This window comes from Terrirhizobium terrae (assembly GCF_030323265.1).
Taxonomy (GTDB): domain Bacteria; phylum Pseudomonadota; class Alphaproteobacteria; order Rhizobiales; family Rhizobiaceae; genus Neorhizobium.
Genome location: NZ_CP104992.1, coordinates 3,478,829 through 3,493,084, shown reverse-complemented (window position 1 = coordinate 3,493,084; position 14,256 = coordinate 3,478,829). Strand labels below are relative to the sequence as shown.

Here is a 14,256-nt window from a genome sequence, read left to right as displayed (position 1 = left end):
ATTTCCTCATTTGCATTATTGTTATGCAAATGCACGATTGCGCACCGCTGTCGGTACTTTTCTCGAATTCTCCGTAAAAATCTGGACTTGGCATCGTTCCGCGCCACATCCATGGGAGTTTGCGAAGGAATGCACGCTGTGCGGACAAAATCGACGAGGATCTGGTGCAAAACCGGAATATCCTTTTGATTGCCGAACATTAGTTTGGCACGATATCTGCATTGGCACCGCTGCGCGGGTGGAGACCTGCCACGGGGAGAAGCGGAGAGAACATTTCTCATGAAGAAGATCGAAGCGATCATCAAACCTTTCAAGCTCGACGAAGTGAAGGAAGCCCTTCAGGAAGTCGGCCTGCAGGGGATCACGGTAACCGAAGCCAAGGGCTTCGGGCGGCAGAAGGGCCATACGGAGCTTTATCGCGGCGCCGAATATGTCGTGGACTTCCTGCCGAAGGTTAAGGTGGAAGTCGTCCTGGCGGACGAAAACGCCGAGGCCGTCATTGAAGCCATTCGCAACGCCGCCCAGACTGGACGGATCGGCGACGGCAAGATATTCGTGTCGAACGTCGAGGAGGTCATCCGTATCCGCACAGGCGAGACGGGTGTAGACGCGATTTAGGCCGGCTCGGCGATACCGTTCACATCGTTACTGAAATCGAGGAACCTGTAATGACGAGCGCAAGCGAAATCATGAAACAAATCAAGGAAAACGACGTCAAGTTCGTTGACCTTCGCTTCACCGACCCACGCGGCAAGCTGCAGCATGTGACGATGGATATTTCCGCCGTCGACGAGGACATGTTCGCAGACGGCGTCATGTTCGACGGTTCCTCGATCGGTGGCTGGAAGGCGATCAACGAGTCCGACATGGTGCTGATGCCGGATCCGGCGACGGTCCACATGGACCCGTTCTTCGCCCAGTCGACCATGGTCATCTTCTGCGACATTCTCGACCCGATCTCGGGCGAGGCCTATAACCGCGACCCACGCGGCACGGCGAAGAAGGCGGAAGCCTATCTCAAGGCGTCGGGTATCGGCGACACCGTCTATGTCGGTCCGGAACCGGAATTCTTCGTCTTCGACGACGTCAAGTACAAGGCCGACCCGTACAACACGGGCTTCAAGCTCGATCTCGTCGGAACTGCCGTCCAACGACGATACCGACTACGAGACCGGCAACCTCGGCCACCGTCCGCGCGTCAAGGGCGGCTATTTCCCGGTTCCGCCGGTCGACAGCCTGCAGGACATGCGCTCGGAAATGCTCACGGTTCTGACCGAAATGGGCGTCGTCGTCGAAAAGCATCACCACGAGGTTGCGTCTGCGCAGCACGAACTCGGCGTGAAGTTCGACACGCTGGTGCGCAATGCTGACAAGATGCAGATCTACAAATATGTCGTGCACCAGGTCGCCAATGCCTATGGCAAGACGGCAACCTTCATGCCGAAACCGGTCTATGGCGACAACGGCTCGGGCATGCACGTGCACCAGTCGATCTGGAAGGACGGCAAGCCGACCTTCGCAGGCGACGAATATGCCGGCCTGTCGGAAAGCTGCCTGTTCTATATCGGTGGCATCATCAAGCATGCCAAGGCGATCAATGCCTTCACCAACCCGACGACGAACTCCTACAAGCGTCTCGTCCCGGGTTATGAGGCACCGGTCCTGCTCGCCTATTCGGCCCGCAACCGTTCCGCCTCCTGCCGCATTCCGTTCGGCTCCAGCCCGAAGGCAAAGCGCGTCGAAGTCCGCTTCCCGGATCCGACGCAGAACCCCTATCTCGGCTTTGCCGCCATGCTGATGGCCGGCCTCGACGGCATCAAGAACAAGATCCATCCCGGCAAGGCCATGGACAAGGATCTCTACGATCTGCCGCCGAAGGAACTGAAGAAGATCCCGACCGTCTGCGGTTCGCTGCGCGAAGCGCTCGAAAGCCTCGACAAGGATCGCAAGTTCCTCACCGCTGGCGGCGTGTTCGACGACGATCAGATCGATGCCTATATCGAACTGAAGATGACCGAAGTGATGCGTTACGAAATGACGCCGCATCCGGTCGAATTCGACATGTATTACTCGGCCTGATCCTGGATTATCCTTCAAACGAGTTGCGGCGGGCCTTGCCCGCCGTTTCTCATTCAAGAGCAACTGACTTTTAATCAGTGGGTCTCGGCTCGTCAGCCCGCTCGAAACATCGCTCCCGCTTCTGGATCTTTCGTGTCCTCTTCGAACAGCCCAACACCACGACCTGTCGACTGGCTGATCTTCCTGCTGGTGCCGGTGTTCTTCTCCACGAATATCATCTTCGGCCGGGGCATTATCGGCGACGTGGCGCCCTATACGACTGCTTTCCTGCGCTGGGCCGGCTCGACCCTCGTCATGTTGCCCTTCATCTATGCAGACAGAGAGGCCGCTTTCGCCTTCACGCGCCGGCATTTCTGGCTGTGGCTGCTGCTCGGCGGGCTCGGCATGGGCATATGCGGCGGCGTGGTCTACTGGTCGCTGACGTACACGACGGCGGCCAATGGCACGCTGATCTACACGACGTCCCCGCTGTTCATCATCCTGTTCCAGTGGCTGTTTGCCCGCCGCGCCATCGGCGCGCTCGAATTTGCCGGCATGGCAGTCGCATTTGCCGGGGTCATCGCGATCGTGGTGCGCGGTGATCCATCGGCACTGCTGGCGATGCAGTTCAACATCGGCGATTTCGGCATTCTCATCGCCGCCGTCGCATTCGCCGTCTACTCGATCCTGCTTAAAAGCCCAGCGCTGAAGACATTGCGGCCGATGGCGCTGTTCGGAATCATCGCGCTTTCGGGCGCGCTGGTGCTGCTGCCGCCGACCGCCATCGAGGTCTTCAACGGCGGCGCGGTTCCCGACAGCGCGATGGACTGGTGGAAGATCGCCGGCATGGTGGCCTTCGCGTCGCTCGCTGCCTTCTTCTGCTTCCAGCATGTGGTGCGGGTGTTCGGGCCGGCAACTGCGGGCGTCACCCTTTACCTGATGCCGCCCTTCTCGATCGTCATGGCCGTCATCTTTCTTGACGAGGCATTCGAACCTTATCACGCGGTAGGCATTGTCCTTGTACTGGGCGGCGTCATACTCGCTTCACGCGGCGGCGCCCGGCGTAACACAGGTTGATCGCCCCGCTCGGGAGACAGTGCAACTACATCTTGATCCAGGCGGACTTTATTCCCACCTTATGTTGCGAAAGGACATCGCACCATGAAACAGACACATGCAAAATTCACGATCGGGGAAGTTGTCCGTCACAAGGTATTTCCGTTCCGTGGCGTCATTTTCGACGTCGATCCGGAATTTGCCAATACCGATGAATGGTACAATGCGATCCCCGCTGAAATCCGCCCGGACAAGCACCAGCCGTTCTATCATCTTCTCGCTGAGAATGATGAAAGCGAATATGTCGCCTACGTCTCGGAGCAGAACCTTGAGCACGACGAGAGTGAAGAACCACTCCGCAATCCTCAGGTCTACCAGATCTTCGAACCGCGCAATGGCGGCCAGCTCAGACCGAGGATGATCCTCGCCCACTGATGTAGTCGTTCGAAACAGAACTCATAAAAACAAAAAAGCCCGGGCGAACCCGGGCTTCTTCTTTGCCTTGCGGCAGATCTTGATTACTGGCCCTGCTTGGCAGCGTTCTGGGCTTCTTCGAGCTTCTTGCGGGCTTCCTCGGCCTTCTTCTGCATGCCTTCTTCCAGCGAACGCTGGCTTTCGGCGAGCTGCGACTGAGAGATCGCCGGGCCGTCGAAGGCACCGGTGAAGCCGTTCAGCGAAACCTTGATCGGGTTCGGCGCACGACGGAAGTTCATCGAGGTGAAGACGACTTCGCCGCCCTTCTTGAGGCTGGCGATCATCGGATCGGTCAGCGGAACTTCGGCGGTGCACTTGTCCGGCAGGCAGACGGTGTAGTCGAGCTTCTGGCCCTTGCCGCCGTCGATCTGCATGACGATGCCCGGGGGCACGAGACGTGCGGTCGGAACCGAAACCTGCAGGATCTTGCGGTTGACCTTGCCTTCGATGGTGATCAGGCCGACAGCGGTGATGAGCTGGCCGTTCTGTGCGAGAATGACGTTCTGGACGACGCAGAGGTCGCTGTCATCCTGCTTGGTGCAGGTCTTGAACCAGCCAAGCGGCGGAGCGCCCGGAGCCTGCGCCGCAGCTTCCTGTGCAGATGCCACGACGGGCGCAGAAGCCGCGCCGATGGTCATAGCCAGAGCGGACATAGCGGTCCGCAAAACTTTGGTAGCCTTAAGATTCATAACGAGATCCGTCTCCTGAAAACCCTCGCATGGGGCTGATGCCTTCCACGCCTCGGGGCGTCCTACTGATGTGTCACCTGAGATTCAAATGAGGCATTTGAATGACCCGCTCTGTAACCCACCTGTTACATCGCCATAGTTTCGATATCCAGCCCCTCATTACAGATTTGAACGCAGATACCGCTAGTAATGCCATGTTTTTGTATGGTCCTGATGGTTGGTCGCAGGCATAGACTGGGATAATTTGCAGCGAATCAGCGATGCGTATCAGGGTTCTCATGAGGCGTCTTTCCATCTTCTTGATCGCGGCCTTGATGCCGCTGTCCCTCGCCGCGGCACCGCTGCACGGGATCGCAATGCACGGCACGCCGAACCTGCCTGCGGATTATCGCCATCTCGACTATGTCGACCCGGCCGCGAAGAAGGGCGGCGCGGTGCGCTACGGCGTCGTCGGCACGTTCGACAGCCTGAACCCGTTCATCCTGAAAAGCATGCGCACGACCGCTCGCGGTCTGTGGGACACGATCTTCGGCCACCTTCTCTACGAACCGCTGATGACGCGTTCGAGCAACGAGCCCTTCACACTCTATGGCCTGCTTGCCGAAAGCGTCGAGATGGACGACGAGCGCAGCTTCATCCAGTTCAATCTCAACCCCAAGGCAACATGGTCGGACGGCCAGCCGGTGACCGCCCAGGACGTGATCTTCACCTTCGAACTCTTGAAGGAAAAGGGCCGCATTCCGTTTTCGACGCGTCTTACGCCCGTCGAGAAGATGGAGAAGGTCGGCGAAAGAAGCGTCCGCTTCACTTTCAACGACAAGGTCGACCGGGAATTTCCCTGATTCTCGCAAGTTCCACGCCGATCCTGCCGAAGCATGCGGTCGATGCCGCAACCTTCGATCAGTCGACCCTGAAGCCGCCGATTGGATCGGGGCCTTACCGAATTAAATCGGTTTCGCCGGGCGAGCGCATCGTTTACGAGCGCAATCCGGATTATTGGGGCAAGGATATTCCGGCCAAGGTCGGCTTCGACAATTACGACCGGATTTCGGTCGAGTATTTCCTGCAGGAAAGCACGATGTTCGAGGCGTTCAAGAAGGGCGCGCTCGACATCTATCTCGACGGCAGCCCGACCCATTGGGCAAGAGCCTATGATTTCCCCGCCGTGAGAAACGGCGATGTGGTGCAGGATGCCTTCGTTCCGCAATTGCCGACAGGCATGTTGGGCTTCGTCTTCAACACGCGCCGGCCACTGTTTGCCGACATCAATGTCCGCGCGGGGCTGTCGCTCGCCTTCGATTTCGAATGGGCCAACAGGAACCTGTTCGAGAACGCCTATACCCGGACCGAAAGCTTCTGGCAGGGCTCTCCCTCACCTCGCTCGGCAAGCCGGCCGATGAGCGCGAACTGAAACTGCTAGGCGATGCAAAGGCCCGTATCGAACCCGGCATGCTTGACGGGACATATAGCGTCCCCAAGACGGACGGTTCCGGCGTCGACCGCGACGTGCTGAAACAGGCCGTCGATCTTCTCGGCAAAGCCGGCTACCGAATCAAGGACGGTCGCATGTCCGACGATGCCGGACGGCCGCTCTCCTTCGAGGTGATGACGCAGAGCATCGACCAGGAGAAGCTCGCCATCGCCTATCAGCGGACACTCAGGCTGATCGGCGTCGACATGCGGATCCGCACGGTGGACGATGCGCAGTATCAGCAGCGTTCCGCCGCCTTCGATTACGACATGATCGTCAAGTCCTACCCCTCGTCGCTGTCGCCGGGCATCGAGCAGATCGGCCGGTGGGGCTCGGCCTCGCGAGACAGACAGGGCAGCTTCAATTTCGCCGGCACCGCCGATCCCGATATCGACCGCATGATCGAGACGATGCTTTCGGTGCGCGGCGACGAGGATTTCCAGGCATCGGTCCGTGCCTATGACCGGCTGCTGCTTTCGGGTCACTACATGGTGCCGCTCTATCATGTCGCCGATCAGTGGGTGGCGCGGCGCAGCTACATACGCTATCCCGAAACCCTGCCGCTCTACGGCTACCAGCTCAACACCTGGTGGGACAGCCGGGCAAAGTAGGCCCGCCAGAATTCTCTAGATCAAAGGATATTGCCATGGAGCGCGTCACCATCGACATCGTCTCGGACGTCGTCTGCCCCTGGTGCTATCTCGGCAAGGCCCGGCTGGAACTCGCGATCGCGGAGGTTCAGGACGAGATCGGCGTCGACGTGAACTGGCGCCCCTATCGCCTCAATCCGGATATCCCGCCGGACGGCGTCGACCAGAAGGCCTATCTGGAGGCGAAACTCGGCGGAGCAGAGGCGGTTGCGCGCGGCCACGAGATGCTGACGCAGCTCGGTGCGGAAGTCGGCATCCACTATGATTTCGCGGCAATCAAGATCGGGCCGAACACGCTCGACGCCCATCGCCTGCTGCACTGGGCGGGTGTCGAGGGTCGCGAGATCCAGGATCGCGTGGCGACGGCTCTGTTCAAGGCGAATTTCGAAGAGGGCCGCAATATCGGCGACCACGCGGTGCTGGCCGATATTGCCGAAGCAGGCGGCATGGACCGCAAGGTCGTCGAAAGCCTGCTGGCGACCGATGCGGACAAGGATACGGTGCTTGGCGAGATCGACGCCGCACAGCAGATGGGCGTCAACGGCGTACCGTTCTTCATCGTCGACGGACAGTATGCCATCAGCGGCGCCCAGACGCCGGACGTGCTGTCCAATGCCCTTCGTGAAATTGCCAAACTCAAGGCCGAAGCCCGCAAGGGCATGCTCTGAACCTTTCGAAAGCCACGTCCGTGCAAAAAGACCAGACACTCAAGGGTGTGCTCCTCGCCTTTGCGGCCTTCGCCGCCTATGCGTGGAGCGATGCGAGCGTGAAGCTCATCGAAGGGCAGCTCAGCCCCTATCAGTCCTCCTTCCTCGGCGCTGTCTTCTGCATTGTCGGCCTGCCCTTCATCATGAAAGCCGGTGATCGCTGGAGCGATATCGTCCGCACCACCAATCGCCCGCTCTGGCTGCTGCGCTTTATCGCCCAGGCCGGCGGCACGATCGGCAGCGTTACGGCCTTTACCCACCTTTCGATGGCCGAGGCCTTCGCGCTGATCTTCCTCCTGCCGTCCTTCGTCACCATCATGTCGGTGATCTTTCTGAAGGAGCAGGTCGGGTATCGGCGCTGGGCGGCCGTCGTCATCGGCTTCATCGGCGTCATGGTCGTGCTGCGCCCGGGTTTTCGTGAGTTGTCGATCGGCCATCTCGGTGCGGTTTTCGGAGGCCTCAGCGGCGCGATCTCGATCGTCGTGTTTCGCGCCATGGGGCCATCGGAAAAGAACATCTCGCTCTATGGTGCCGGCGTGCTCGGTACGCTGATCGTCTGCGGCGCGCTGGCGCTGCCCGGTTTTCAGGCGCCAACGGCGATGCAATGGGTCTGGCTCGCCGGCTATGGCCTGCTTGCGGCGCTGGCCGCGATCCTGGTCATGTATGCCGCAGCCTATGTCCCGGCCTCGATGATCGGCCCGATACAATATAGCCAGATGCTGTGGGCTGTCGCCTTCGGCTATCTCGTGTTCGGCGATGGCATCGATGCGTGGATGTTGGCAGGGATCGTGCTGATCATCGGTTCGGGCATGCTGACGCTGGTGCGCGAACGGGTTCGCGGCACACCACTGCCGCCAGCGGTTGGAACGGATGCGCAGGCCGCGGCGGTGATCGCGCCGGAAGATGGGGAACAGCGCTAAGAGCGAGCCACCCACCGTCATGCTCGGGCTTGTCCCGAGCATCTAATCACCTCAAGAGGTAATCCGACGCGACGGTCTACGTTGATCGCGCCGAAGCGCATCCGGTTCGCCCACAAACTGAACCTCTCGTGTTGCACCCGGGATCGCTCGTAGCAGATCCTCGGGACAAGCCCGAGGATGACGATCTTGAACCTCAGCCCTTCGCCAGTTCCGCCATCTGCGTCATGATCTGCGCCGCAGCGGCAAGTCGCTTGGTTGGCGTCGGCAGGTCGCGGTTGAGGAAGATGCTCTGGTCCGGCCTGATCTTGGCGAGCGAGCCCTGCTTGGCGATATAGCCGACGAGATTGGCGGGGTTGGGGAACTGCTTGTCGCGGAAGGCGATGACGACGCCCTTTGGACCGGCATCCACCTTTTCGACATTCGCCTTGCGGCAGAGCGACTTGATGTAGACGACCTTCAAGAGGTTCTGGACCTCCGGCGGCATGGGGCCGAAGCGGTCGACCATTTCGGCGCCGAAGCCGTCGATTTCCGCCAGTTCCTGCACTTCGCCGAGGCGGCGATAGAGGCCCATGCGCAGATGCAGATCCGGCACGTAGTTTTCCGGGATCATGGTGGTGATGCCGACGGAGATCTGCGGCGACCAGCCGGTGTCGACGATCTCGTCCTCGCCCTTCACTTCGGCAACCGCCTCCTCCAGCATCTGCTGGTAGAGTTCGAAGCCGACTTCCTTGATATGGCCGGACTGTTCCTCCCCAAGAGATTGCCGGCGCCGCGGATATCGAGGTCGTGGCTTGCCAGCTGGAAGCCGGCGCCGAGTGTGTCGAGCGACTGCAGCACCTTGAGGCGGCGTTCGGCCATCTGGGTGAGCGTCTTGTTGACCGGCAGGGTGAAGAGCGCGAATGCCCTCACCTTCGAGCGGCCAACGCGGCCGCGCAGCTGGTAGAGCTGGGCCAAACCGAACATGTCGGCGCGGTGGACGATCAAAGTATTAGCCGTCGGCACATCGAGGCCGGATTCGACGATGGTGGTGGAGAGAAGCACGTCATATTTGCCGTCGTAGAAGGCATTCATGATGTCTTCCAGCTCGCCCGCCGCCATCTGGCCATGGGCGACCGCGACCTTCAGTTCCGGCACGTCGGACTGGAGGAAGGCCTGAATGTCCGCCAGATCCGCAAGACGCGGGCAGACGTAGAAACTCTGGCCGCCGCGATAATGCTCGCGCATCAGCGTCTCGCGGATGACCAGCGGGTCAAACGGCGAGATGAAGGTGCGGACCGCCATGCGGTCCACCGGCGGGGTGGTGATGAGCGACAGTTCGCGCACACCGGTCATGGCCAGCTGCAGGGTGCGCGGGATCGGGGTGGCCGACAGCGTCAGGACGTGGACGTCGGTCTTCAGGTCCTTCAGGCGTTCCTTGTGCTTGACGCCAAAGTGCTGCTCCTCGTCGATGATAAGGAGCGAGAGGTTGGCGAACTGGATGCCGGTGCCGAGCAGAGCATGGGTGCCGACGACGATATCGACCTTGCCTTCAGACAGATCCTTCTTGGTCTGCGCCAGTTCCTTGGCCGAGACGAGTCGTGAGGCCTGAGCGATGCGGATCGGAAGCCCGCGGAACCGTTCGGAAAACGTCTTGAAATGCTGGCGGGCGAGAAGCGTGGTCGGTACGACGACAGCCACCTGTGCGCCGTTCATGGCGGCGAAGAAAGCGGCGCGCAGCGCGACTTCGGTCTTGCCGAAGCCGACATCGCCGCAGACGAGGCGATCCATCGGACGGCCGGCGGCGAGATCCTCGCGGACGGATTCGATGGCGTTTTCCTGGTCTTCCGTCTCGTCATAGGGGAAACGGGCGGCGAACTCGTCATAAAGCCCTTCGGGCGTGGCGAGAACCGGCGCCTTGCGGACCATGCGGGTGGCAGCGATGCGGATGAGATCGCCCGCCATGTCGAGCAGGCGCTTCTTGAGCTTGGCCTTGCGGGCCTGCCATGCACCGCCGCCGAGGCGGTCGAGATTGGCTTCCGCCGCATCCGAGCCGTAACGGGAGAGAAGATCGATATTTTCGACCGGCAGGAAGAGCTTAGCCTGGTCGGCATAATGCAGTTCGAGACACGCGCGCGGCGCACCGGCCGCCTCGATGGTGATCAGCCCGACGAACTTGCCGATGCCGTGTTCGGCATGGACGACGAGCGAGCCTTCGTCGAGGCCGGCGACTTCGGTGAGGAAATCGGCGCCGCGCTTGCGCCGCTTGCCGCGGCGGACCATGCGGTCGCCGAGAATATCCTGCTCGCCGATGACGGCGATATTGCCGGTCTCGAACCCGGCTTCGAGGCTCATGACGGCGGAGGCCGCCTCGCCTTTTTCGAGCTTGTCGAGATCGGCAAGCTTTTCGATCTGTTTGATGCGCTTCAGGCCGCGTTCGTCGAGAACCTGCAAGAGGCGGTCGAGCGAGCCGGCGGACCAGCCGGTGACGAGAACCTTGATGCCTTCGGCGCGCTTGTCGGCGATATGCTTGACGACGAGATCGAAGACGTTGGTGCGCTCATCGCGATCCTGCGTATCGGCGCTGGCTTCCGCCTGGCTTTTCGCCCAGCGCGGGCCTGTATGGGCGTCGAGTGTCACCACCGGGCGACCCGAGGCATCCATCTCGTTGAACGGGGTGAGACGCAGGGCGGCCGCTTCATCCAGCGCTGCGGCAAAGGCCTTGCCGTCGAGATAGAGCTGGCCGGGAGAGACCGGCTTGTAGGGCGTGGACTGCGCGGCGGCGCCCTTGCCGGCGCTGCCCTGATCGCGGCGAGCCTCGAAATAGTCTATGACGAGCTTGGAGCGTTCGGCCGCTGCCTCGCGGGCCGTGTGATCGGTGACGATGCGGAAGCCGGCGAGATAATCGAAGGCAGTATCCAGCTTGTCGTAGAAGAGCGGCAGCCAGTGTTCCATGCCGGCATAACGGCGGCCTTCGGAAACGGCCTGATAGAGCGCGTCATCACGGGTGGCGGCGCCGAAGAGCGACAGGTAATTCTTGCGGAAACGGCTGATCGTATCCGGCGTCAGCGTCACTTCACTCATCGGGTTGAGGTCGAGCGAGCGGGCTTGGCCGGTGGTGCGCTGGCTGGCGGGATCAAACGAGCGGATGCTTTCGAGCGTATCGCCGAAGAAATCGAGGCGCACCGGCTCTTCCGTGCCGGGGACGAAAACATCGAGAATGCCGCCGCGCACGGCGAATTCGCCGACTTCGCGCACGGTCGAGACGCGGTCGAAACCATTGCGCTCAAGGCGGGCGGCGATGTCGTCCATACGGATCTGGTTGCCGGGTTTTGCCGAGAATGCGAGGCTCTCGATGATCTCGGCGGGCGCGATCTTCTGCAGCATGGCGTTGACCGTGACGAGCACGATCGCCGGATGCGGCTTTTTCGCATGGGATATCAGGCCGGACAATGCGGACAGTCTCCGAGCGGAGACATCGGCACTGGGCGAGACGCGGTCATAGGGCAGACAGTCCCAGGCGGGCAGGGAAAGAACCGGGATTTCGGGCGCCACGAAGGAGAGCATCTGCTCCAGATCTGGCATGCGTTGGCCGTCGGAAAGCACATAGGCGACAGACTGGCCGGAGCGCGCCAGTTCGGCCAGCAGCATCGGCTCCATGCCTGGAGGCACATTGCCGATGGTCAGCGGCTGGCTCGCGGCCGCGATCTTCTTGGCATCGAATCCGGACATCATTGGCCGAGTTTCTCTTTCAGCGAGGCTTCGGTGACAGGATCGAAATCCGGCTTGTAGGCGGCGACGCGGGCAAACAGAGGGTGTCACGATCTTCGGGCAGAGGCTTTGCACCAGTGATCCAGGCATGCAGGTCGTGATCGTCCTCGCCCATGATCGCCTCGAACTCGTCCAGTTCGTGATCCGAGAGGTTGGAAATCTCCGCTTCGGCGAAAGAGCCGAAGACGAGGTCCATCTCGCGAATGCCGCGATGCCAGCAGCGATAGAGGATGCGCCTGCGGCGCGGGTCGAGATCCGCGCTGGTGCGCGCCAGTCCTGTCATGGTCGTGTCCCTGTTTTGCGGTTCATATAGGATTGTTTTCGGCTCCCGTCACCTTGCCAAATGGCCAAAACTTGCCCCATTTAGCCAGCCATGCGCCCAGCCATACTCGATCCGCTCTTCGCTTCCGTCTCGTCGCTGCCCGGTGTCGGCCCGAAGATTGCCGACCTGATCGTAAAAGTGACGGGTCGAGAGGATGTGGAGGATTGCCGCGTCGTCGATCTGCTTTTCCATGCGCCCTTCTCGCTGATCGACCGGCGCAACCGGCCGGGGATCGCGCTTGCGCCGCAAGGATCGATCGTCACCATCGAGGGACGTGTCGACCGCCACCAGCCGCCGGCGCGCGGCACCAACCAGCCCTATCGCGTCTTCCTGCATGACGAGACCGGCGAGCTGGCGCTGACCTTCTTCCGCGCCAAGGGCGACTGGCTGTCGAAGTCACTGCCCGTCGACGAACAGGTGCTGGTAAGCGGCAAGGTCGACTGGTTCAACGGCCGCGCCTCGATGATCCATCCGGATTTCATGGTGAAAGTGTCGGAAGCGCAGAACTTGGCTCTGGTCGAGCCGGTCTATCCGCTGACTGCCGGTCTTTCGCCGAAGACCTTGCGCAAGGTGATCGAAGGCGCCGTCGAGCGGCTGCCGGAGTTTCCCGAATGGGCCGATGCGGCGCTGACGCAGAAACAGGGTTTTCCGTCGGTCGCAGACGCCTTCCGCAGCCTGCATCAGCCGGAAGACGAGAAGGATATAGACCCGAACGCGCCGGCACGGCGACGTCTGGCTTACGATGAATTCCTCGCCGGTCAGGTGTCGCTGGCGCTGGTGCGACAGAAGATCCGCAAGGTGCCGGGCCAGCCGATAAGGGTGAAGGGAGATCTTGCAGCGAAGATCGTGGCCGCCCTGCCCTTTTCACTGACGCCGAGCCAGACGGCTGCCATCGACGACATCATCAAGGACATGGCCGGTGAAGACCGGATGCTGCGCCTGTTGCAGGGCGATGTCGGCGCGGGCAAGACGCTGGTGGCGCTGCTCTCCATGGCGGCAGCGGTCGAGGCCGGAGGCCAGGCGGTGTTGATGGCGCCGACGGAAATCCTCGCCCGCCAGCATTTTTCGACGATCTCGAAGCTTGCAGGCGCTGCCGGTGTCTCTGTCGAACTGCTGACCGGCCGAACCAAGGGGCGTGAACGTGATGCCATCGTCGAGCGCATTGCATCCGGCGAAGCGCAGATCATCGTCGGCACCCATGCGCTTTTCCAGGATACGGTCAGCTATGCCAACCTGATGATGGCAGTAGTGGACGAGCAGCACCGTTTCGGCGTCCATCAGCGACTGCGCCTGACGGCGAAGGGCATCTCGCCGCATATGCTGGTGATGACCGCGACGCCGATCCCGCGCACGCTGGTGCTTGCAGCCTTTGGCGACATGGACGTCTCCAAGCTCACCGAGAAGCCGGCAGGACGCAAGCCGATCCAGACCGTCACTGTGCCGACCGAAAGGATCGGCGATATCGTCGGGCGGCTGAAAGGCGCGATTGCCGAGGGCAAGAAGGCCTATTGGATCTGCCCGCTCGTCGAAGAGTCGGATGTGTCTGAACTGATGTCTGCCGAAGAGCGGCATGCGGTTCTGGCACGCGAGCTCGGCGCGAAGAATGTCGGCCTCGTCCATGGGCGGATGGCAGGGCCGGAGAAGGACGCGGTGATGAATGCGTTCAAGAGCGGCGAGATCCGCATGCTGGTAGCGACCACCGTTGTCGAAGTGGGTGTCGATGTGCCGGATGCGACGATCATGGTGATCGAGCATGCGGAACGGTTCGGGCTTGCGCAGCTTCACCAGCTGCGCGGCCGTGTGGGCCGTGGCGACGAGGCGTCGACCTGCATCCTGCTCTACAAAGGACCGCTCAGTGAGACCGGCCATGCGCGGCTTTCTATCCTGCGCGACAGCGAGGATGGGTTCCTGATCGCAGAGGAAGATTTGAAACTACGGGGTGAAGGCGAGTTGCTCGGCACCCGCCAGTCAGGCACGCCGGGTTTCCGGATCGCCAGCCTCGCGGCCCATGCTGACCTGCTTGAGATCGCCCGCAAGGATGCGACCTATCTGCTGGATCGCGACCCGGACCTGACGAGCGAACGCGGCGAAGCAGTGCGTGCGCTGCTCTATCTGCATCGCCGCGACGAGGCGATCCGCTTTCTGCGGGCCGGATGATTGGG

The 14,256-nt window shown here is 61.3% G+C and carries 7 protein-coding genes and 4 pseudogenes; 8 read left to right on the top strand and 3 right to left on the bottom strand.

Annotated features, from left to right (window positions below; translation table 11 throughout):
* The first annotated feature begins 279 nt into the window (after positions 1-279).
* From N7E02_RS25200 to hspQ, 4 genes and pseudogenes are all read left to right on the top strand, one after another.
* A complete protein-coding gene (locus tag N7E02_RS25200) occupies positions 280-618 on the top strand; it encodes a P-II family nitrogen regulator (protein WP_003515720.1) in 339 nt (112 codons plus the stop codon).
* Between the two features lie 50 nt (positions 619-668).
* Positions 669-2,079 (top strand): annotated as a pseudogene (gene glnA / locus N7E02_RS25195) (type I glutamate--ammonia ligase).
* 132 nt (positions 2,080-2,211) lie between these two features.
* Positions 2,212-3,135: a DMT family transporter gene (locus N7E02_RS25190; RefSeq protein ID WP_286580398.1), complete on the top strand. Its 924-nt coding sequence runs from the start codon at positions 2,212-2,214 to the stop codon at positions 3,133-3,135.
* An 84-nt stretch (positions 3,136-3,219) separates the two neighbouring features.
* Positions 3,220-3,549: a heat shock protein HspQ gene (hspQ, locus tag N7E02_RS25185; protein WP_286580397.1), complete on the top strand. Its 330-nt coding sequence runs from the start codon at positions 3,220-3,222 to the stop codon at positions 3,547-3,549.
* Positions 3,550-3,632: 83 nt separating this feature from the next.
* Here the strand turns inward: hspQ and N7E02_RS25180 are convergent, their stop codons facing one another.
* Positions 3,633-4,277 carry an invasion associated locus B family protein gene (locus tag N7E02_RS25180; protein WP_286580396.1) on the bottom strand — a complete coding sequence of 215 codons (645 nt, stop codon included), beginning with the start codon at positions 4,275-4,277 and terminating at the stop codon, positions 3,633-3,635.
* A gap of 278 nt (positions 4,278-4,555) precedes the next feature.
* Here N7E02_RS25180 and N7E02_RS25175 point away from each other — a divergent pair.
* From N7E02_RS25175 to N7E02_RS25165, 3 genes and pseudogenes are all read left to right on the top strand, one after another.
* Positions 4,556-6,359 (top strand): annotated as a pseudogene (locus N7E02_RS25175) (extracellular solute-binding protein).
* A gap of 35 nt (positions 6,360-6,394) precedes the next feature.
* Positions 6,395-7,066 (top strand): DsbA family oxidoreductase, encoded by a 672-nt coding sequence (locus tag N7E02_RS25170; protein ID WP_286580395.1) that lies wholly within the window; start codon positions 6,395-6,397, stop codon positions 7,064-7,066.
* A 20-nt stretch (positions 7,067-7,086) separates the two neighbouring features.
* Entirely contained in the window at positions 7,087-8,025 is a 939-nt protein-coding gene (locus tag N7E02_RS25165) for a DMT family transporter (RefSeq protein WP_286580393.1), read from the top strand.
* Between the two features lie 193 nt (positions 8,026-8,218).
* On the opposite strand, the pseudogene mfd reads toward N7E02_RS25165, so the two are convergent.
* Both mfd and N7E02_RS25155 read right to left on the bottom strand, forming a co-directional pair.
* Positions 8,219-11,736, bottom strand: a pseudogene (gene mfd / locus N7E02_RS25160) (transcription-repair coupling factor).
* Positions 11,733-12,055, bottom strand: a pseudogene (locus N7E02_RS25155) (FAD assembly factor SdhE). Before N7E02_RS25155 ends, mfd begins: the two co-directional pseudogenes overlap by 4 nt.
* Before the next feature lie 90 nt (positions 12,056-12,145).
* On the opposite strand from N7E02_RS25155, the gene recG reads away from it, so the two are divergent.
* Positions 12,146-14,251, top strand: a complete 2,106-nt coding sequence (gene recG / locus N7E02_RS25150; protein WP_286580391.1) for an ATP-dependent DNA helicase RecG — start codon at positions 12,146-12,148, stop codon at positions 14,249-14,251.
* Positions 14,252-14,256: the final 5 nt, after the last annotated feature.

Excerpts from the sequence above, each read along its gene's own strand:
- N7E02_RS25200 (WP_003515720.1), top strand. The coding sequence starts at position 280 with ATGAAGAAGATCGAAGCGATCATCAAACCTTTCAAGCTCGACGAAGTG.
- hspQ (WP_286580397.1), top strand. The coding sequence starts at position 3,220 with ATGAAACAGACACATGCAAAATTCACGATCGGGGAAGTTGTCCGTCAC.
- N7E02_RS25180 (WP_286580396.1), bottom strand. The coding sequence starts at position 4,277 with ATGAATCTTAAGGCTACCAAAGTTTTGCGGACCGCTATGTCCGCTCTG.
- N7E02_RS25170 (WP_286580395.1), top strand. The coding sequence starts at position 6,395 with ATGGAGCGCGTCACCATCGACATCGTCTCGGACGTCGTCTGCCCCTGG.
- recG (WP_286580391.1), top strand. The coding sequence starts at position 12,146 with ATGCGCCCAGCCATACTCGATCCGCTCTTCGCTTCCGTCTCGTCGCTG.